Source organism: Actinoplanes utahensis (assembly GCF_016862455.1).
In the GTDB taxonomy this organism is placed as follows: domain Bacteria; phylum Actinomycetota; class Actinomycetes; order Mycobacteriales; family Micromonosporaceae; genus Actinoplanes; species Actinoplanes utahensis.
The window spans coordinates 52,153-72,955 of sequence record NZ_BOMZ01000085.1; the positions used below are offsets into that span (position 1 = coordinate 52,153).

Annotated in this window: 15 protein-coding genes and 1 tRNA gene; 5 read left to right on the forward strand and 11 right to left on the reverse strand. The window is 69.3% G+C overall.

Going from position 1 to position 20,803, the window contains the following annotated elements; all coding sequences use genetic code 11:
• Position 1: 1 nt before the first annotated feature.
• On the forward strand, positions 2 to 619 hold the full coding sequence (locus tag Aut01nite_RS29925) for an RNA ligase family protein (RefSeq protein WP_043524716.1): 618 nt from the start codon (positions 2 to 4) through the stop codon (positions 617 to 619).
• Here the strand turns inward: Aut01nite_RS29925 and Aut01nite_RS29930 are convergent.
• From Aut01nite_RS29930 to Aut01nite_RS29950, 5 genes are all read right to left on the reverse strand, one after another.
• Positions 603 to 1,763, reverse strand: a complete 1,161-nt coding sequence (locus Aut01nite_RS29930) for a nitric oxide synthase oxygenase (RefSeq protein ID WP_043524714.1) — start codon at positions 1,761 to 1,763, stop codon at positions 603 to 605. The genes Aut01nite_RS29925 and Aut01nite_RS29930 overlap by 17 nt on opposite strands.
• A 139-nt stretch (positions 1,764 to 1,902) precedes the next feature.
• Entirely contained in the window at positions 1,903 to 4,050 is a 2,148-nt protein-coding gene (gene rho, locus Aut01nite_RS29935; RefSeq protein ID WP_043524713.1) for a transcription termination factor Rho, read from the reverse strand.
• A 313-nt stretch (positions 4,051 to 4,363) separates the two neighbouring features.
• Entirely contained in the window at positions 4,364 to 5,308 is a 945-nt protein-coding gene (gene thrB, locus Aut01nite_RS29940) for a homoserine kinase (RefSeq protein WP_043524711.1), read from the reverse strand.
• Between the two features lie 20 nt (positions 5,309 to 5,328).
• The gene (locus tag Aut01nite_RS29945; protein WP_043524710.1) at positions 5,329 to 6,585 is read right to left on the reverse strand and encodes an MFS transporter; all 1,257 of its coding nucleotides are present in this window, start codon (positions 6,583 to 6,585) and stop codon (positions 5,329 to 5,331) included.
• A 65-nt stretch (positions 6,586 to 6,650) separates the two neighbouring features.
• Complete coding sequence (locus Aut01nite_RS29950; protein WP_043524709.1) at positions 6,651 to 9,914, reverse strand: efflux RND transporter permease subunit; 3,264 nt, start codon at positions 9,912 to 9,914, stop codon at positions 6,651 to 6,653.
• A gap of 312 nt (positions 9,915 to 10,226) precedes the next feature.
• Here Aut01nite_RS29950 and Aut01nite_RS29955 point away from each other — a divergent pair, with 312 nt between their 5' ends.
• Entirely contained in the window at positions 10,227 to 10,598 is a 372-nt protein-coding gene (locus Aut01nite_RS29955) for a MarR family transcriptional regulator (protein ID WP_236642674.1), read from the forward strand.
• Positions 10,599 to 10,735: 137 nt separating this feature from the next.
• Here Aut01nite_RS29955 and thrC read toward each other — a convergent pair whose 3' ends face one another.
• From thrC to argS, 4 genes are all read right to left on the reverse strand, one after another.
• Positions 10,736 to 11,785 (reverse strand): threonine synthase, encoded by a 1,050-nt coding sequence (gene thrC / locus Aut01nite_RS29960; protein WP_043524708.1) that lies wholly within the window; start codon positions 11,783 to 11,785, stop codon positions 10,736 to 10,738.
• A gap of 121 nt (positions 11,786 to 11,906) precedes the next feature.
• Positions 11,907 to 13,220 carry a homoserine dehydrogenase gene (locus Aut01nite_RS29965; RefSeq protein ID WP_043524707.1) on the reverse strand — a complete coding sequence of 438 codons (1,314 nt, stop codon included), beginning with the start codon at positions 13,218 to 13,220 and terminating at the stop codon, positions 11,907 to 11,909.
• Entirely contained in the window at positions 13,217 to 14,602 is a 1,386-nt protein-coding gene (gene lysA, locus Aut01nite_RS29970) for a diaminopimelate decarboxylase (protein WP_204037737.1), read from the reverse strand. The genes Aut01nite_RS29965 and lysA overlap by 4 nt, the downstream gene beginning before the upstream one ends.
• Positions 14,603 to 14,605: 3 nt before the next feature.
• Complete coding sequence (argS, locus tag Aut01nite_RS29975; protein WP_043524706.1) at positions 14,606 to 16,267, reverse strand: arginine--tRNA ligase; 1,662 nt, start codon at positions 16,265 to 16,267, stop codon at positions 14,606 to 14,608.
• Between the two features lie 88 nt (positions 16,268 to 16,355).
• On the opposite strand from argS, the gene Aut01nite_RS29980 reads away from it, so the two are divergent.
• On the forward strand, positions 16,356 to 17,147 hold the full coding sequence (locus Aut01nite_RS29980; protein WP_204037739.1) for a thioredoxin-like domain-containing protein: 792 nt from the start codon (positions 16,356 to 16,358) through the stop codon (positions 17,145 to 17,147).
• A 3-nt stretch (positions 17,148 to 17,150) separates the two neighbouring features.
• Positions 17,151 to 17,822: a DUF305 domain-containing protein gene (locus Aut01nite_RS29985; protein WP_373871557.1), complete on the forward strand. Its 672-nt coding sequence runs from the start codon at positions 17,151 to 17,153 to the stop codon at positions 17,820 to 17,822.
• Between the two features lie 82 nt (positions 17,823 to 17,904).
• Here the strand turns inward: Aut01nite_RS29985 and Aut01nite_RS29990 are convergent, their stop codons facing one another.
• Both Aut01nite_RS29990 and Aut01nite_RS29995 read right to left on the reverse strand, forming a co-directional pair.
• Positions 17,905 to 18,306, reverse strand: a complete 402-nt coding sequence (locus tag Aut01nite_RS29990) for a hypothetical protein (protein ID WP_152628669.1) — start codon at positions 18,304 to 18,306, stop codon at positions 17,905 to 17,907.
• A 634-nt stretch (positions 18,307 to 18,940) separates the two neighbouring features.
• Positions 18,941 to 19,804 carry an AraC family transcriptional regulator gene (locus Aut01nite_RS29995; protein ID WP_043524703.1) on the reverse strand — a complete coding sequence of 288 codons (864 nt, stop codon included), beginning with the start codon at positions 19,802 to 19,804 and terminating at the stop codon, positions 18,941 to 18,943.
• 702 nt (positions 19,805 to 20,506) lie between these two features.
• On the opposite strand from Aut01nite_RS29995, the gene Aut01nite_RS30000 reads away from it, so the two are divergent.
• Positions 20,507 to 20,578 (forward strand) — tRNA-Arg (locus Aut01nite_RS30000).
• Positions 20,579 to 20,803 lie beyond the last annotated feature (225 nt).

A 20,803-nucleotide genomic window follows, 5' to 3' on the forward strand; every position in this document is an offset into this window, starting at 1 on the left:
GGTGAAGTACCCGCGTACGTTCCACTTGCCCGGTTCGCCCGGAGCGACCGCCGACGACCGGGTCCAGCAGGACCTGACCTGGCTCGACGGCGAGCTCGTGGTGACCGAGAAGATGGACGGCGGGAACCTGACCTTCACCCGCGACTCGATGTACGCCCGGTCCCTGGACTCCGGCACCCAGCCCTGGGATCGCCCGGCCAAGGCGCTCTGGGCGATGACGGCGTACCGGATCCCGGACGACTGGCGGGTCTGCGGCGAGTCCATGTGGGCCCGCCGCAGCGTCGCCTACCGGGACCTGCCCGGCGTCTTCCTGGTGTTCGGCATCTGGGACGAGACGAATACGCTGCTCGGCTGGGACGACACGGTCGACTGGGCCCGCCGCCTGGAGCTGCCCACGGTCCCCGTCCTCTATCGCGGCGGCAGCCTCTCCGAGGCGCGCGCCGCCTGGGCCGCTCAGCGCGACGAGCAGACCTCCGAGGGGTACGTGGTCCGCGTCGCCGGCCGCATCCCGGCCGCCGAGTTCGACCGCAAACTCCTCAAGTGGGTACGCGCGGACCACGTGCGCACCGACGCGTCCTGGCGTCACCGGGACGACTTCGCCGTCAACGAGTTCGCATAGGGCAGCCCTTGGCCCGGGCCGCGGCCTCCTCGTCCAGATAGAAGGCCGGCCGCTCGTCGAACTCGTCGTAGTAGCGGTGGAAGACCGGGGTGATCCCGCCGGAGATCGGCGGGACGATCCACGTCCAGTCCGCCGGGACCCGGCGGCCGGCCTTCTCCTCGTTGCGCAGGTGGGTGATGAACCGCTGGGACTCGGTGTGGTGGTCGCTCATCTTGACCCCGGCCCGCTCGAAACTGTGCAGGACGGCCCGGTTCAGCTCGACCAGGGCCCGGTCCCGCCACAGCGTCGACTCGCGGCTGGTGTCCAGGCCCATCCGGGCGGCGACCAGCGGCAGCAGGTTGTAGCGGTCGGCGTCGGCGAGGTTGCGGGCACCGATCTCCGAGCCCATGTACCAGCCGTTGAACGGGGCGAGCGGATAGTGCACGCCGCCGATGGTCAGGCGCATGTTGGCGATCGCCGGCACCGCGTGCCAGCGCAGGCCCAGCTCGGCGAACCAGCCGAACTCGGGATGGCTGAGCGGCACCTCGCGGATGGCCCGCTCGGGGAGTTCGTAGACCCGTACCCCGTCGCCCGGGGTTTCGATGACCAGCGGCAGCACGTCGAACGCCTCGCCCTTGCCCCGCCATCCGAACCCGCGCACCGCCGCGGTGAAGTCGATCAGCCGCGGGTCGCCGATCGCCTGCCCGTCGTCGGTGCGGTAACCGGCGTACCGGATGAGCTGCTCGTTCCACACCCGGGCGCAGGGCTGGCCGGGCTGGGCCGCGGCGAAGACGCTGATCACCGGCCGGATCTGAGCGCTGCCGGCGGTCAGCAGGTGCTGCACGAGCAGCGAGTAGATCTCGTCGGCGGTACGGGCCCGCCGGCGGTCCAGCACCATCAGGCTGCGCCAGTAGAGCCGCCCGATGCACCGGCTGGCGTTGCGCCAGGCCATCCTGGCGCCGTGCGTGAGCTCGTCGGTGGTGTGCACGTAGGTGCCGGTCGCGGCGATCTGAGCGCGGACGATGGCGAGGCGGGGTTCGACCGGGCCGAGCCGGGGATTCTCGGTGTAGCAGCGCCGCAGGAAGTCCTCGGCCTCACCGGGGTCCACCGGTGAGCTCGGATCCCATGGCTCGACCGGATGTTCCCGGTAGCCGGGCACGATCATCGAGCGCCTCCGGATTATCGAGGGATGGGGATACCGGAGGTTCGCACGACCCTGGATGGGCTGAATCAGACAATCTGTGCGACGAAAACGACGAGACCCACCCGTTTGGGTGGGTCTCGCCGTTTTTTCGCTATGCGATTTATTCGCCAGGCGTCGACTTGGCGATCTGCATCAGGAACTCGATGTTGGTCCGGGTCTGCTTGAGCCGGTCCATCAGCAGGTCCAGAGCGGCGCCGGACTCCAGCGAGCTGAGCACCTTGCGGAGCTTGTGGATGATCGCCAGCTCCTCCTTGCCCAGCAGGATCTCTTCCTTACGGGTGCTGGAGGCGGAGACGTCCACGGCCGGGAAGATCCGCTTGTCGGCGATCTTCCGGTCCAGCTTCAGCTCGGCGTTGCCGGTGCCCTTGAACTCCTCGAAGATCACCGTGTCCATCATCGACCCGGTCTCGACCAGCGCGGTCGCGAGGATGGTGAGCGAGCCACCGTTCTCGATGTTGCGCGCGGCGCCGAGGAAGCGCTTCGGCGGGTAGAGCGCGGTCGAATCGATACCACCCGACATGATCCGGCCGGAAGCCGGAGCGGCCAGGTTGTACGACCTACCGAGGCGGGTCACCGAGTCGAGCAGGACGACCACGTCGTGGCCCAGCTCGACCAGCCGCTTGGCCCGCTCGATGGCGAGCTCGGCGACCGTGGTGTGGTCCTGCGGCGGACGGTCGAACGTGGCCGCGATGACCTCGCCCTTCACCGTGCGCTGCATGTCGGTGACCTCTTCGGGCCGCTCGTCCACGAGCACGACCATCAGGTGGCACTCGGGGTTGTTGCGGGTGATCGCGTTGGCCAGCGCCTGCAGGACCATCGTCTTACCGGCCTTCGGCGGGGAGACGATGAGCGCGCGCTGGCCCTTACCGATCGGCATCACCAGGTCGATGATGCGGGTGGTGAGGATGTGCGGCTCGGTCTCCAGCCGCAGGCGCTCCTGCGGGTAGAGCGGGGTCAGCTTGTAGAACTCGGGCCGGCGGCGGGCCTCGTCCGGTTCCATCCCGTTGATGGTGTCGAGGCGGACGAGCGGGTTGTACTTGTCCCGCCGCTGCCCGTCGTTGCCACCCTCCCGCGGAGCGGACCGGACCGCGCCGGTGACCGCGTCACCGCGGCGCAGGCCGTACTTCTTGACCTGCGACATCGAGACGTAGACGTCGTTGGGGCCGGAGAGGTAACCGGTCGTGCGGACGAACGCGTAGTTGTCCAGCACGTCCAGGATGCCGGCCACCGGGACGAGCACCTCGTCCTCGTTGACGTGCGGCTCACGGCCCTCGCGCTGGCCGCCGCGGTCGTCGCGCGGGCTGTCGTCACGGTCACGGCCACGGCGACGGTCGCGGAACCGGCTGCGCCGGCTCCGGCGGCCACCCTCGCCGTCGTCACCGTCGTCGTCCTGCCCCTGGCCGTCACGCGGGCCACGGTCGTCGCGCTGCTGGTTGTCGCGCGGGCCACGGTCCTCGCGGGGACCACGGTCCTCGCGCTGGGCACGGTCCTCGCGGGGACCACGGTCCTCGCGCTGGACACGGTCCTCACGGGGAGCGCGGTCCTCACGGAGAGCACGGTCCTCACGAGGTGCGCGGTCCTCGCGAGGAGCGCGGTCCTCACGGGGAGCGCGGTCCTCGCGGGGAGCGCGGTCCTCGCGCTGCTGACCGTCACGCTGGTTGCGCTGCCGGTCCCGGTTGCGCTCGCCCCGCTCGGGGCGGTCGCCCCGTTCGGGACGCTCGGTGGTCTCGGCGGCGGGCGCGGCGGCCGGAGCCTCAGCCGGAGCCGTTGCCGGAGCCGGAGCGGCCTCCACGGCAGCGGTCTCCTGCGCACGCGGCGCGGTCTCCCGGGGCTCCCGGGAAGCCCGCTCACGGCGGCTCCGCGCGGGACGCTCGGCCGGAGCCGTCTCGGCGGGGGCGGCGGCGGTCTGCGGCGCGTCGACCGGAGCGGCCTGGGCGGGAGCGGCCTGAGCGGGGGCGGGAGCCGCGGCGACGGCGTCGGAGCCGTTGGTGCGCGGGCGCGGGGCCGGCTCGGCGGCAGCGGCGGGGGTGCCACCGCTCTGGCGCTCGGTGATCGCGGCGATCAGCTCGCCCTTGCGCATCCGGGCGGTGCCGGAGATGCCGAGGGAGGCGGCGAGGCTCTGCAACTCGGGCAGCAGCATCGCGGACAGCCCGGTGCCGCCACGGCGGCGCTTCGTGGCGGTCGCGGTGGTGCCGGCGCCGTCAGCGACGTCAGAAACACCCGACGTCACGTCGGTGGTGTCGCTCAATGGATTCCTTCCGTCGGAAAAAGCCCGAGATCACCCGGAACTGCAGCGTGGGCCGGGTGCCCTCGGAACCCGCTTCGCAACAGCGGTGCGGGAGTTGGTGCGGCACGGCTGCTCGACCGGTATCCCTCCCGTCAGGGCTTGACGGGTAGGTCTCGGGCGAGTGCAGCGATCTATCGACTGCTGCCCGGCGTGTGCCTTGAGAGAGTTGAGAAAGGGCGGAGGCCCAGAAATCTCGGGGGTGCGGCCGGACCGCAGAGATCGCATGCTTCGCGGCTGTGCCAGGTCTTGAGCTGTGCTCAGATGAAGAGCGTAGTCAACTCGTACGACCTGCGGCAACAGGACCCCGCTCGGCGTGTTCCACCATACCCCCTTTCACAACTGCACCGGCGTCATCCACGCCCAGCACTTCGCCGTGCCAGTGCGCGCCCGGCTGGAAATCGGCCGGGACCTCGGTCAACGCCAGCACGGTCGGCCCGGCGCCGCTGACCACGGCGGCCACCCCGGCCGCACGCAGCGCCGCCACCAGCTCGGCCGTGCCCGGCATCCCGGCGGCCCGGTACTCCTGGTGCAGCCGGTCCTCGGTGGCCGGGAACAGCAGCGCCGGGTCGGCGGTCAGCGCATGCGTGAGCAGCGCGGACCGCCCGGCGTTGAACGCCGCGTCACGGTGCGGGACGGTGGACGGCAACGCCGCACGGGCGGAGGCGGTGTACCCCAGTTCGGAGGGGACGAAAACAGTGGGCCGCACGCCGGCCGCCGGCGCCAGCTTGACCGCCCGCGCACCGTCGGTGTCCATCCACGCGATGGTGAACCCGCCGAGCAGGCAGGGCGCGACGTTGTCGGGATGGCCCTCGATGCGGGCGGCGATCCGCAGCGCGGCTTCGTCGCTGATCGATTCCCGACCGCCATTGATCAGGCCACGGGCCAGTTGCACGCCGGCCACGATCGCCGCCGACGAGCTGCCCATGCCGCGGGCCTGCGGGATCCGGTTCACACAGGTCAGCCGGACGCCCGGCGGGCGCTGCCCGGCCTCGTCGAAGGTCGTCAGCATGGCACGGAACACCAGATGGCTCTCGTCGGTGGGCAGCTCGCCCGCGCCCTCGCCGTGGATCTCCGCCTGGAACCCGTCGCCGGTCACTCGGGCGGTCAAGTCGTCGTACAGCGTCAGCGCCAGGCCCAGGGCGTCGAAGCCGGGACCGAGATTCGCGCTGGTCGCCGGAGTGCTGACGGAGACCGGTTCAGTGACGAAGGACAAACCCATCGCCACATGCTAGGGCTTGATCATTTCGAGGGAGGCTCCCCGGGTCCGGCATTCCCGAATGTCGGCTCGGCCGACGGCTCCAACCGCCGGGTCGCCAGCCCCCAGCCGATCGCGTAGGTGATGGTGATCGACGCGCACCCGGCGATGATCCAGCGCATGTCGACATGGGCGATCACGGCCCCCGCGGCGAGCTGGCTGACCGCGATCGCGAGCGTCGCCAGCATCATGTCGGTGGCGAACACCCGGCCGCGCAGCGCGTCCGGAACCTCGCCCTGCAGCGCGTAGTTGGAGAGCACCCAGTTCGTCCCGCCGGCGAAGTGCGCCACGAACACCAGCGCCGCGACCACCGGGAACCACGGGGCGAAGGCGACACCGAGATAGCCGACGCCGTACAGGCCCATGGAGAGGGCCAGACCGGGCAGCAGCCAGGACGGCCGGTTCAGCACCGGGCGCATCACCAGCGGGCCGACCAGAGCGCCCAGCCCGCGCAGCGCGAACAGCAGACCGGCGCCCAGCGCGCCCATCCCGTGCGACGCCGCGATCAACGGGAACACGGCCAGCACCCCGTTGCCCAGGCCCACCGCCGACTTCACCGTCACCAGCGCCCGCAGCCGGGGACGCCGGGCGATGTAGCGCAGCGACTCGACGAGCGCGGGCAAGGCCCGGGGCGCCTCGGCGCCGCCGTCGCGCGAAGCCTGCAACGGGCGCTTGATCAGGGCGGTCAGGACGCTTCCGGTCAGCAGCAGGACGGCGGTCACCCCGAAGCAGACGTACGGGCTGAAGACGCTGCTCACCACGCCGCCGAGAGACGCCCCCACCACCGTCATCGTGCCCCAGGCGGAACCGGCGATGGTGTTCGCCGCCGCCAGATCCGCCTGGTCCACCACGTTCGGCAGGGCGGCCGACGCGGCCGGCGAGTAGAACGCCTTCGACACCGCGATCGCGCCGATGGCGACGAGTGCCAGCGGGGCGGTCGCCTCGGAGCGGACGGCGAACAGCAGCAGCACCGACAGGAAGGCGGCGGCGTTGGCCAGGATCAGGATCCTCCGCCGGTCCAGCCGGTCGGCGATCGTGCCGGTGAACGGCAGCAGCAGGGCGAGGATGCCGGTGTCCGCGGCCAGCACGAGCGCGCCCAGGGTGCCGCCGCCGGTCAGCTCCAGCAGCAGCGCGAGCAGCGGCACCATGACGAACCAGTCGGCGCCGAAGACCACCAGCTCGGCGGCGAACAGCCGGCGGAAGTCACGGTTGCGGGTAAGGACCGAGAACGTCGCTGGCACGTACCGACCCTATAGAGACCGATGCCCGGTCCCCTGCGGGGGACCGGGCATCGGAACGGACACCGTCACTCGGCCGGGTTCACCGGCTTGCGTGGCATCTTCAGAACCTCGAACTGGTCGGTCAGACCGCGCAGCGCGGACCGGCCACCCTCGGACCGGGCCTCGTGCGCGCCGCCGCTGGAGTCCGGCGCCGCACCGGCCGGGACCAGGTCGTCGGCGGGCTCGCCGGCCGCGTGCCGCGGCCCGTCGCCCTTGCCCTTGCGCAGGCGCCTGGCCTGGCGCTTGGCCCGGCTCTTCTCCTTGCGGTTCTCCACCATGGTGTAGAGCGTCGGCACCAGCACCAGGGTCAGCAGCGTCGAGCTGACCAGGCCGCCGATGACCACGATGGCCAGCGGCTGGGAGATGAAGCCGCCCTCGCCGGTGAGGCCGAGCGCCATCGGGATCAGCGCGAAGATGGTCGCGATCGCGGTCATCAGGATCGGCCGCAGCCGGTGCCGGCCACCCTCGATCACCGCCTCCTTCACGCCGTAGCCCTGGGCCCGGTAGTGGTTGATCAGGTCCATCAGCACGATCGCGTTGGTGACCACGATGCCGACCAGCATCAGCACACCGATCAGCGCGGGCACGCCCAGCGGGGTGCCGGTGAGCAGAAGCAGGCCGATCGCGCCGGTCGCCGCGAACGGGATCGACACCAGCAGGATCACCGGCTGCAGCAGGCTGCCGAAGGTGGCGACCATGATGATGAAGACGATCGCGATGGCGGCCAGCACGGCCAGGCCGAGCTGCCCGAACGCCTCCTCCTGATCGGCGGTGGCGCCACCGATCACGACCTCCGCACCGGGCGGCAGGGCGAGCCGGTCGATCTGCGTCTTCAGGTCCGCGTTGATCTGGCGGAGGTCGTCGCCGGCGACCACGCCGGTGACGGTGGCGGTACGGTTCCCGTCCACCCGGGTGACGGTCTCCGGGCCACCGACCTGCTTGACGTCGGCGACCTGGTCGAGCGGCACGAAGCCGGCCGGGGTGGTCAGCGGCAGGGTCCGGAGCGCGGCCGGGTCGGCCGGCGCCTTGCCGAACGAGATCACCACGTCCTGGGTGGTGCCGTCGACGTTGATCTGGCCGGCCGGGGCACTGCGGAACATGCCCGCCACGGTCTGGCCGATCTGCGCCTCGGTCAGACCGGCGGCCGCGGCGGCCTTGCGGTCCACCACCACGTCCAGCCGCGGGACGCTCGCCACCAGGGAGGTGTCCACGTCGGTGACCCCGCTGATCCCGGCCATCTGGGCACGCACCTGCTCGGTGGCGGTGGCGAGCACCTCGTTGTCGGCGGCGGATACCTGGACGGACAGCGAGCCGCCACCGAGGCCGGAGCTCTCCTGACCGATTTTGATCTCGCCGGCGTTCTCCAGCTGGTCGAACTGCCGGTTCAGCTCGTCGGAGAGCTGCTCGGCGTCGGCGTCCTCGGTGAGCGCCACGTTGTAGTTGGCGCTGGCCGCCCCGCCGCCCCCGGCGAACGGGTTGCCCGAGCTGCCGCCCACGGTGACCTGGTAGGTCTCGATCTCGCCGCGGGTGGCGAGCAGCGCCTCGACCTTCTTGGCCGCGGCGTCGGTGGCCGCCAGGCTGGTGCCGGCCGGCATCTCCTGGCTGATCGTGATGCTGTCCTGTCCCGACTCGTCGAGGAAGTTGGTCTCCAGGTTGCGGCTCAGCACACCCGTACCGAGCAGCACCAGCACACCGATCAGCACCGTGGTCCAGCGCTTCGTGGTGGCGAAGTTGATGACCGGCAGGTAGGCGCGCTGCAGCGGGTTGCGCAGCTCCTTCTCCTCGGCGGCCTTGCGGATCGCCTCGGTGTCGGCGCCGGGCGGCGGCGGCTTGAGGAACCAGTACGCCAGGACCGGCACGATGGTCAGCGCCACGAACAGCGAGGCCAGCAGCGCCACCGTCACGGTGATCGCGAAGGACGAGAAGATCTGCCCGACCAGGCCACCGACGAGCGCGATCGGGGCGAAGACGGCGACCGTGGTGAGCGTCGAGGCGACGACCGCGCCGGCCACCTCGCGAACCGCGCCGAGGATGGCCTGCACCTTCTCCTCGCCGTACTCGAGGTGGCGCTTGATGTTCTCCAGCACCACGATCGAGTCGTCGACCACCCGGCCGACCGCGATCGTCAGCGCGCCGAGGGTGAGCAGGTTGAGGGTGTAGTCACCGATCCACAGGGCGATCAGCGCGACGAGCACCGAGAGCGGGATGGAGACCGCGGTGACCAGGGTCGACCGGACGCTGAGCAGGAAGACCAGGATGACCACGACGGCCATCACCAGGCCGAGCAGGCCCTCGGTGGTCAGGCTCTCGATGGACCGCTCCACGTACGGCGCCTGGTCGGTGATCACCGTCAGGGTGGCGCCGGAGTCCGACTGCAGCTGGTCGAGCAGGTCCCGCACCTCGTGCGAGATCGACACCGGGTTGCCGTCCGGGCGGGCCGTCACGGCGATGCCGAGGCTGTCCACCCCGTCGGTCCGGGTGTACGACTCGGCGGCCGGCAGCTTGCTCTCCACCGCGGCCACGTCACCGAGGCGCACCGGCCCGCGGGAGCCGGTGAGGTAGACGTTCTTCAGCTGGTCGACGGTGGTGATCGGGGTGCCCACCTGCACGGTCAGCGACTTGTCGCCGTCGACGACCGCACCGGCCGGGAGGGAGACGCCGTTGGCCTGCAGCACCGTGGTCAGCGACGCCGGGCTGATCCCGGCCGCGCCGAACTTGGCCAGGTCGGGGGTGATCACGACCTGCTTGGCGCGGGCGCCGGTGATCTGGGTGTCGCGGACGCCCTCGATCGCGTTGAGCTCCGGCACCACCGTGGCGTTGAGCTTGGCGAGCAGCGCGGCCTCGTCACCGCCGTTGGCGGAGGCGGCCAGCACGATCGCCGGGATGTCGTCGGTGCCGCCGGCGAAGACGGTCGGGTCGACGTTCTCCGGCAACTGCGACTGGATGCGGTTCACCGAGGTGGTGACCTGGTTCACAGCCGACTCGATGTCGGTGCCGAACTCGAACATCACGACGACGCTCGACACGTTCTCCCGCGACGTCGATGTCACGGTGTCGATGCCGTCGATGCCCTTGACGGCATCCTCGATCGGCTTGGTCACCTGCTCCTCGACCGCTTCCGGCGAGGCTCCGGGCAGCACCGCGCTGACGAACGCGGCGGGCAGCTCGATCGACGGGAAGAGCTGCTGTTTGAGGGACGGGATCGCATAGATTCCGAAGCCGCTGATCACCAGGGCGATCAGGGCGACGAGACCTCGGTTGGCAAGGCTGAGCCGTGTCAGAGCTGACATGGGCGCTCCCCCGAGAAAAGTTCGGTCGATATTGATAGTTTGCATGACGCGAACAAATGGTTTTCCACTGCCCCCCGGCGGGCCGTGTTCGCGACGGTGGAACGGCACACACGCTTCCCTCGCGCGCGGCACGGCTCGATGTGGGTCGCCGACAAATCCCGCTGATACCGTCGGGCAACACGCACGTCATCGAAGGAGCAGGCGCTGAGCCAGGAAGAGAAGCTGATCGCCGACATCATGGGTGCGTCGATCCGGCTGGAGCACCTGTTCGCCGATGACCGGTCGGACCCGCTCTTCTCGTCACACCTGACGATGTCGCAGCTGAAGATTCTGCTACTGCTGTCCCGGCACGGCACGCTCGCCGGCGGAGAACTGGCGCGGATGCTCGGAGTCGGCGCCGCCGCCCTCAGCGGCATGATCGACCGGCTGGTGGTGCAGGATCTGGTGACCCGCACAGAGGACATCAACGACCGGCGGGTTCGCCGGATCGGGCTGACGCGCGCGGGCACCGAGGTCATCGAGGGCATCATCACGGCAGGGGTGGCGAAACAGCGCCAACTCCTCAGCCGGCTCTCAGCGGAGGAGCTGACGATCGTGGCCAGGGCCATGGAGCTGCTGGTCCGCGAGGCGGGAAGCCAGATAGCCGAGGAGGCCGCAGCCGGCGAAGGCCATGCCGGACGGTAGAGACGAGGTCGCCGATCCTCGGCGACGCGCGGCTCACGGCAGGTCCGGAACGATCCCCAGTCTCGCAGACCACGCCGGGGCGATCCGGAGAAACCACCGGCTGGTCCCAGCGTCGCTGAGACCAGCCGGCCGTGATGTCAGGCCAGGTCGAGGGCCTTCGCCGCGATCAGGGCGTCATTGGCGATGACGGTCGGGGACGGAGCGGTGGAGATCGCCCACTCCGGGTCCTTCAGGCCGTGACCGGTGACCGTGCAGACCACACGCGAGCCGGCCGGGATCCGGCCCGCCGCCGCCTGCTGCAGCAGACCCGCCACGCTGGCCGCGCTGCCCAGTTCCACGAAGACGCCGACCTCACGGGCCAGCAGACGGTACGCGTTGAGGATGTCCCGGTCGGTGACCGCCGAGATCAGGCCGCCCGAGGCGTCCCGTGCGTCGAGCGCCTTGGTCCAGCTCGCCGGGTTGCCGATCCGGATCGCGGTGGCGATCGTCGACGGCTGCTCGACGACCTTGCCGTTCACGATCGGGGCCGCCCCGGAGGCCTGGAAGCCGTACATCTTCGGCAGTCTCGTCGAGTTCCCGGCCTCCTTGTCCTCCTGGTAGCCCATCCAGTAGGCGGAGATGTTGCCGGCGTTGCCGACCGGCAGGCAGTGGATGTCCGGCGCGTCGCCGAGCGCCTCGACGATCTCGAAGGAGGCCGTCTTCTGCCCGTGCAGGCGGAAGATGTTCACCGAGTTGACGAGGGCGACCGGGTAGTCCTGGGAGAGCTTGGAGGCCAGCGCCAGGCAGTCGTCGAAGTTGCCGTCGACCTGCAGCAGGCGGGCGCCGTGCACCAGCGCCTGGGCCAGCTTGCCGAGCGCGATCTTGCCCTGCGGCACGAGCACCGCGCAGGTGATGCCGGCGCGGGCCGCGTACGCCGCGGCGGAGGCGCTGGTGTTGCCGGTGGACGCGCAGATGATCGCCTTGGCGCCCTCCTCCACCGCCTTGGAGACCGCCATCGTCATGCCCCGGTCCTTGAAGGAGCCGGTCGGGTTGGCGCCCTCCACCTTGAGGTAGACGTCGGCGCCGACCCGCTGGGACAGCACCGGGGCCGGCACCAGCGGCGTGTTCCCCTCATGTAGCGAGACCACCGGAGTGGCGTCGGTGACCGGCAGACGGTCCCGGTAGGCCTCGATCAAGCCGCGCCACATGGCCGTACTCCCTTACTGAGCTGGTTTCGACGAGAAGCTGGTCAAACGAGCACAGCGTGCCCGAAGCATCCGGTGTATGGGACCGGATGCTCACTATTCAGGACGACGCCGAGGCGCCGGATCAGCCGGCGCCACCCTCGACGCGCAGCACACTCGCGATCGAACGGACGATGTCCAGCCGCGACAACGCCTCGACCGTAGCCGCCAGAGCCGCGTCCGGGGCACTGTGGGTGACGATGACCAATTTCGCATCATCTTCACGACCGGACTGACGGACCGTCGCGATGGAGACCTCGTGCTGAGCGAAGACCCCGGCCACGGTGGCCAGCACGCCCGGCTTCTCGGCCACGTCGAGACTGATGTGGTACCGCGTCAGCGACTCGCCGATCGGACGGACCCGCAGCTGGGCGTAGTTGCTCTCGCTCGGCGCCCGGGTGCCGGTCAGCTTGTTGCGGGCGGCCGCGACGATGTCGCCCAGCACCGCGCTCGCGGTCGGCCGGCCCCCGGCGCCCCGGCCGTAGAACATCAGCGGCCCGGCCGCCTCGGCCTCGACGAACACCGCGTTGAAGGCGTCGCCGACGCCGGCCAACGGGTGGGTGAGCGGGATCATCGCCGGGTGGACCCGGACGGAGACCGTCTCGTCCCCGTCGGGACCGATGCCGCGCTGCGCGATGCAGAGCAGCTTGATGGTGCAGCCCATCTCCCGGGCGCTGGCCATGTCACCGGCGGTCACCGCGGTCATGCCCTCGCGGAACACGTCCGCGGCGGTGACCCGGGTGTGGAAGGCGAGCGAGGCGAGGATGGCCGCCTTCGCGGCGGCGTCGAAGCCCTCGACGTCGGCGGTCGGATCGGCCTCCGCGTACCCCAGCTCGGTGGCCTCCTCGAGGGCCTCGTTGAAGCCCGCGCCGGTCGCCGCCATCGACGACAGGATGAAGTTGGTGGTGCCGTTGACGATGCCGGTCACCGCGGTCACCCGGTCACCGTGCAGCGACTCGCGCAGCGGGCGCAGCAGCGGGATCGCGCCGGCCACCGACGCCTCGTAGTAGAGGTCGGCGTTGCCCTCGGCGGCGGCGTCGTGCAGCGCGCCACCGTCCTCGGCGAGCAGCGCCTTGTTGGCGGTGACCACGCTCTTGCCGGCCCGCAGCGCCTCGACCAGCCAGGTCCGCGCCGGCTCGATGCCGCCGACGACCTCGATCACCACGTCCACGTCGTCCCGCTTGATCAGGCCGAGCGCGTCCGTGGTGAGCAGCGACGGATCCACCGGCAGATCGCCGCGCTCCCGGCCGGGGCGCCGCACCGCGATGCCGGCGATCTCCAGGGGGGCACCGATCCGGGCGGTCAGGTCCTCGGCCTGCTCGTGCAGCAGACGGACCACTTCAGTGCCGACGGTGCCGCAGCCGAGCAGGGCCAGCCGGACCGATTTCGCTGAGCTCATCCAACATCCAATGCAAGCAGGTCGTCCTCGGTCTCCCGGCGCACGATGACGCGGGCGGCGCCGTCGCGCACCGCCACCACGGGAGGCCGGGGAACGTGGTTGTAGTTGCTGGCCATGCTCCGGCAATAGGCCCCGGTGCCCGGCACAGCGAGAAGATCTCCGGGCTGCACGTCGCTGGGCAGGAATTCATCCTTCACGACGATGTCCCCGGACTCACAATGTTTTCCCACAACGCGGGCGAGCATCGGCTCCGCGTCGCTGCGCCGGTTGGCCATCGTCGCCGAGTAGGACGCGTCGTAGAGAGCGGTGCGGATGTTGTCGCTCATCCCGCCGTCGACGCTCACGTACGTCCGGATGCCCTCGCGGTCCTTGACCGTCCCCACCTCGTAGAGGGTGAAGACCGACGGGCCCACGATGGCCCGGCCCGGCTCGATCGACAGGTGCGGCTTACGTAGCGACGCCATCTCGCACTCGGCCTCGACGATCTTGTTGATCCGCTTGGCCAGGTCACCGGGGGTCGAGGGGTCGTCCTGGGTGGTGTACGCGATACCGAAGCCACCGCCCAGGTCCAGCTCCGGCAGCTCCACCCCACGCGCGTCGCGGATCTGTGCCTGCAGCTCCAGGATGCGCCGGGCCGACACCTCGAACCCGCTGGTGTCGAAGATCTGCGAGCCGATGTGCGAGTGCAGCCCGCGCAGGTCGAGCACGTCATCGTCGAGGATCTGCGCGGCGGCCGCGAACGCCGACCCGCCGGCCAGCGAGAACCCGAACTTCTGGTCCTCGTGGGCGGTCGCGATGAACTCGTGGGTGTGAGCCTCGACACCCACGGTGACCCGGATCAGCACACCGGGCCGCTTGCCCAGCTCGGTGGCGAGCGCGGACAGCCGGGCGATCTCGTAGAACGAGTCGACGACGATCCGCCCGACCCCGGCCTCCAGAGCCCGGCGCAGCTCGCTCTCCGACTTGTTGTTGCCGTGGAAGCCGATCCGCTCGGGCGGGAACCCGGCCGCCAGCGCCACCGCCAGCTCGCCGCCGGAGCAGACGTCGAGGAACAGCCCCTCCTCCTCGACGACCCGGACGACGGCCTTGCAGATGAACGACTTGCCGGCGTAATAGACGTCGGCGCCGGAGAAGGCCGACGCGAAGTCCCGGCAGCGGGCCCGCAGATCGTCCTCGTCCAGCAGGTAGGCGGGCGTGCCGTAATCGGCGGCCAGCTCGGCGACGCTCACGCCGCCGATCTCCAGGGCCCCGGCGGCGTCGCGGGTCACGGTCCGCGGCCACAGTTGCGGTACGAGGGCGTTCACATCCTCGGGGGTACGCAGCCAGGCCGGCCCTCGACTGCCGAGGTCACCGTGCAGGGCCCCGGCCTCGTGTGCGCGCATGCCTTACATCCTCTCCGGAGCGGAGACCCCGAGGAGGTCCAAACCGTTGGCGAGCACCGTACGAGTGGCCTCGGCCAGCCACAGCCGTGACTGGGCGAACTCCGACACCGGCTCGTCGCCCTTCGGCAGCACCTGGCAGGCGTCGTAGAACCGGTGGTAGTCGGTGGCCACCCGCTCCTCCAGGTAGACCGCGATCCGGTGCGGTTCGCGCAGCTCGGCGGCGGTCGCCACCACGCCGGGGAACTCGCCCAGCGTCTTCAGCAGGTTCCGCTCCCGCTCGTGGGAGAGCAGCGCCGGGTCGTACTTCTCGCCGCGGCTGACCTTCTTCTCCTCGGCGTTGCGCAGCAGCGAGCAGATCCGGGCATGCGCGTACTGCACGTAGAAGACCGGGTTGTCGCTGGAGTTCTTGGTGATCTCCTCGATGTCCAGCGTCAGCGTGGAGTCGGTGGAGGAACGGGCCAGCGAGTACCGCGCGGCGTCCGCGCCGACCGCCTCGACCAGCTCGTCCAGGGTGATGATGTTGCCGGCCCGCTTCGACAGCCGGACCGGCTGGCCCGCGCGGACCAGGTTGACCAGCTGGCCGATCAGGATCTCGATGTTCTTCTTCGGGTCGTCGCCCGCGCACGCCGCGATCGCCTTGAGCCGGCCGATGTAGCCGTGGTGGTCGGCGCCGAGCAGGTAGATGCAGCGGTCGAACCCGCGCTCCCGCTTGTTGATGTAGTACGCCGCATCGGCCGCGAAGTAGGTCTTCTCCCCGTTCGACCGGATCAGCACCCGGTCCTTGTCGTCGGTGAAGTCGGTGGTGCGCAGCCAGATCGCGCCACCCTCCTCGAAGATGTGGCCCTGCTTGCGCAGCTCGTCCAGGGCGTGCTCGACCGCACCGCCGTTGTGCAGCGTCTGCTCGGAGAACCAGACGTCGAAGTAGACCCCGAAGCGCTCCAGGCTCTCCCGGATCTCGGCGAGCATCAGCTCGTAGCCGCGCTCCTGGAAGACCGGCAGCGCCACCTCGGCCGGCTGACCGATCAGGGCGGGGTCGGCGTCCGTGATCGTCCGGGCGATCTCGGTGATGTAGTCGCCGACGTAACCGTCCTCCGGGGCCGGCTCACCGTTGGCGGCCGCGAACAGCGACCGGGCGAAACGCTCCACCTGGGCGCCCGCGTCGTTGATGTAGTACTCACTGGTCACCTCGGCGCCGGCGGCGGACAGCACCCGGCGCAGCGAGTCACCGACCGCGGCCCACCGGGTGTGGCCCAGGTGGATCGGGCCCGTCGGGTTCGCCGAGACGAACTCGAGGTTGACCTTCTCCCCGGCCAGGGCGGTGTTCCGGCCGTACGCTGAACCGGTCTCCACCACCAGGCCGGCGATCGCGCCGAGCGACGCGGTGTCCAGCCGGATGTTCAGGAAGCCGGGGCCGGCGATCTCCACAGCGCTGATCCCGTCCCGGCGGCCCAGCTCCTCGGCGAGCGCCGCGGCCAGCTCGCGCGGGGCGACACCGGCCTTCTTGCCCAGTTGCAGTGCCAGGTTGGACGCGTAGTCGCCGTGCTCGGGGTTGCGCGGACGCTCCACCGTCGTCGTGACGGGCAGCAGCGCGACATCGAGTCCGCGCGTCTCGAAAACGGCACGAGCGGCTGAGAGAACGGTGTCAGCAAGGTTGGCGGGAGTCACTCAGCCATGCTATCGGGGGTAGACTTCGGCGTTCGGCGGCCACCCGAGCCCCGCCCCTTCCCCTTTATTGACGAATCGACGAGGCACGATGAGCATGAGCACGCCGGGGCCCGAACGGGTCCCGTCCACCGTCAAGGTCGGCAAGACGACCGGCCAGGGCAACCCCCCCTCGGGCAAGCCCGGCACCGGCCGCCCCGGTGGCGCGAACCGTCCCACCGGCAAGGGCAAAGGCAAGAAGGGCCGCAAGATCACGCCGGTCAAGCCGGGAGGCAACGGGGGCCCGATCGCCATCGCCGTCGTCGTGGTTCTGATCGCGGTCGGCATCATCGGCTGGGGCGTCTGGGCCTCGATCAAGTCCGACAAGGAGAAGGAGACTCCCTGGGAGGACCGTGCCGCCGCCATCGCCGGCATCGTGAACTACCGCGAGGATCCGGACAAGAGCCTCACCGCGCGTGACCACAAGACGGGTCCTCTCACGTACAAGCTGAATCCGCCGGTCGGTGGCGAGCACAACGCCCGCTGGCAGAACTGCATGGGCGACGTCTACGACGCACAGATTCCCACCGAGCACGCGGTGCACAGCCTGGAGCACGGAGCCGTCTGGGTGACCTACAAGCCGGGCCTGCCGGCCGACCAGGTCGAGGCCCTCACCTCCAAGGTGAAGGGCAAGTCGTTCAGCATGCTGAGCCCGTTCCCGAACCAGGAGAGCAACATCTCGCTCCAGGCGTGGGGTTACCAGCTGAAGGTGGACTCGGCCGACGATCCCCGGATCGACGAGTTCATTCGCGCGCTGAGCCTGAACGCCTCGGTGGAGCCGGGTATCCCCTGCTCCGGCGGCCTGACCACAACGGGAACGACTCCGTCCCTCACCGGACAGTAGGCGATCGACGTGCCTTCGACCATGCCGGCCGAATCCGTCGAGGACGGCGACATCGCGGCCGACCACCCGCGGGAGCGGCGCGGGTACACCGTGCTGACGCATGCGCTCGTGGCGCTGGTCACCCTGGCGGTGGGCCTCGCGGTGGGGTTCCTGGCCACCCGGCCCAGTCACCCCGGTGACGACTCCGCCGAAGCCGGCTTCTTGCGTGACATGGCCACGCATCATGGTCAGGCAGTCGACATGGGCATGATCGCGTACGCGAACGCCACGCTGCCGGAAGTCCGCTCACTGGGCCTGGACATCGGCCTCACGCAGCATGGCCAGGTCAACATCATGCAGACCTGGCTACGCGAGTGGGGGCTCAACCCGAACGGCAGCCGGCCCCCGATGGCCTGGATGCCGGACGGCGAGGAGTCACTGCAGGACGGGCTCATGCCCGGCATGGCCACCCAGGAACAGATGGAGGAACTGCGCCGCGCCGACGGCAAACAGGTCGACATCCTCTTTCTGACCTTGATGCGCCAACACCATCTGGGCGGCATTCACATGGCGCAGGAGATCGTCGAGATCTCGGATGATGACGATGTGAAGTGGCTCGCCCAAACCATGGTCGAGACACAGCAGTCCGAGATGAACGTGCTTGCGGACCTCCTCAAGCAGGCACAGGCGGCTTGACGGATCGTCACGATCGCTCAACGCTGACGCGACGGGCCTGGCAGCCGATGGCTGCCAGGCCCGTTTCACTCGGTGAGGTCGATTACGGCACAGTGATCGTCGGGCTGTCCACCGTCATGTGCACAGCACCGCTCGCCGTGTAGATCTTGACCCGGTTCTTGATCTTCGTCCCACGGTTGCGCGTGACGTAGCTACAGCAGTAACGACCGGTACGCGTGACGGCACCGAACATCGTCTGGTAGTTCTCGACTCCGTTCACGACGAAGTGCTCCGAGTAGCGAGCGACGCTCCAGTCCGGCGCCCGGTTGATGTAGAAGTCGCCGCGAGTCTTGGCGCCGTCGTCACCGTGGTTCACGCACACGACCACCGTCGGGTTCGTCGAGGCGCTGCAACCTCCCGCCGCGAAGGCCGGGGCGGCGGTCGCCACCGTGAGGCCGGCAGCAGCGACTACCGCCGCCGTCACGTAATTGAGAACCTTTTTCATGTTCCACCCTTCCGAGGTTTCCGCAGAGGCCATACGACGTCGCCTTCATTCGTGTTGCTTCAGGTCACGCCGTTGCCCCGTAGCGCCAGCTGCCGGCCGAGCATAGGCAGATGCACGTGTCTCGATGTTGCGCATGCGTGCACAGGCGTTGACCGTGAGTGCACACTCGGCGCGAGTGGGCAGCTTGAACAGTTAGGCGCCGATCGCGCGGTTCGGGCCGGTTCTCGATGTTCACGAGGCAGCAGATCGAGCGCGGTGACGGAAAATGCGGATCTCGGCGTCACACCGAGATGCAGACGCGACGTAGCAGGCGGATGGACGGATCCCAGCCCGGCTGGATGCAGGCGGACCCCGACAAGCAGCCGCCTCCGGCCGTCAGATCAGCCGGGCTCCAGCCGACGCCTGAACGGCCGGCTCGGTGAACGAATCGAACGACACACCGCGACGACACCTAGCGCCTGCCTTGACGGTCGGCCCGGTGACCATCGGTTCTGCGCATGATTCGGGCAGGCCGCCCTCTCGCCGCCTGTGGGAGGTGATGCCGGGCAGGCCGAAACCCGTCGCTACACGATCCCCATGGATCACGAGCCCGGCCAACACCGGGCACCGGCCTGCCGAAAACCGAGAAGAAACGTCACTCGGACGACATTCTCTTACGATAGGCGGCCGGAGCGATACCGTACATCTCGCGAAACAGCCTATTCGCATGAGCGGAGTTGCGAAGCCCCCATTTCTGCGCGATGGCCTGCACTGGCTTGTGCCTGTTCTGAGGCTTTACAAGATCCCGACGCCAGCCCTCGAGTCGACGTTCACGGATCCAACCCGACACGGTAAGCCCACCCTTACGAAAAATATTGTGCAGCTGCCTGACCGAAATATGATGGGACTTCGCCAGGTACGTCGGCGTAAGGTCGGATGCAGCGAGCCGCGTTTCTGCGAAATACTGGATACGCTGCAGAACGGAACTGTCCCTCTGCCCGGCGGGCAGTTGTGCGATCTGCTCAGCACGCTCCACCACGACGACCGTCAGCAGCTCCAGCAAAACGCTGGACAGCCGCACACGTGCGGTTGCATCGATTATCTCAGCCTCCTCGAGAAAGGCTTGCAAGACGTTCAGGAGCACTCTTCCAGCCCCGCAGCGCCCAGACAGGTCAGCGGCGGATAGCTCCTCTTCCGGCCGATTACTGCAGCTCAAGACGCTACGCGGGATCTGCACGGTCACCCACTCAGCGGCGACAGCTCCACCGCCGAGGGTCTCGTCCCCACGCACCCGGTAGGTCAGCGGCCGCGAGGTGTCACAGAGCGCCATGTCCGCCGGCGAAAGAGACTTGGCATTGACCCCTTGAACGATATCCATTCGCCCGCCTATCACCCAGAACAGGACGTAGGGGGCCTCACTCGAACTCTTGGTGCCGATGGAGACACTGGAGAAACATCGCGTACGGGATAAGCGGAGCACCCCGAACTCTGAAGATTCCACCAGCATCAGCGGAAGCACCGCCGCATTTGATCGACTCGACTCAGCTCTTCCGTTCTTCGCCGTAAATGTAAACTTTACCGACAAGAACCGCCCCCGACGCATCGCCAAACCCGAGCGCCACCCCGTTTTATAGCGCCCGGCACCGACTTCGCGCACGAGGCAACCGAAGCCTGGGCCAGGCTAACATGGGTCCATGCGGTGGCGGCCAATGACCGCGATCAAAGTCACGTTAAAGCGGCACGCCATCCGAGGCACCCGGGGGCCGTTCCAGGGAAACGACATAAGACCGCCGGGGCGAGCATTCTTCCTGCACAGCAGCAGATCCGATGGGCCGGCCGAGAACAGCCCGCACGGTCGCCAGACACGGACAGCGACACCGCTTCGCCCGGAGAGTTCCGAGCCGGAACGTGGCGAGCGGTCAACCGTGCCCGGACCGGTTTCCGGCATAGCGTCGACTCACCGCACCGAGCGGACGGGACCGCATCAGCCGACGCGCGACGTAACCCGGAGCGCCACACGCGAACTCAGCGACTCGCGTCGCAAGAAGTCAGGCCCTGCGTGCACCGTGACCAGGCACGGCAGCGTCGCTGTCGCATCGACGGCCCCGTCGATGTGAACCAGGTGCGCCGTCGCCTGACATCGACCGACGCGGCGCTGACCCTCGAGGGCACACCGGGTTGGTGAAGCCGCAGAGGCACCTGCTAGGCTAATCATCACTGAGCCCCCGTAGCTCAGGGGATAGAGCGTCGCCCTCCGGAGGCGAAAGCGCAGGTTCGAATCCTGCCGGGGGCACGATCTCTGGGCGACTTGTGTCCGCGGAAAGCGCGGACGGGGTCGCTCGTTTTCTTTCTGGCCCGGGGCCGAGCCCCGGACCCCGCGTTACGGGCTCACCGTGACGCCGCCGGTTCACCGTCACCCCGCACGGGCTCACCGTGACACCGCCGGCTCACCGTCACCCCACACGAACTCACCATGACACCGCCGGCTCACCGTCACCCCACACGGGCTCACCGTGAC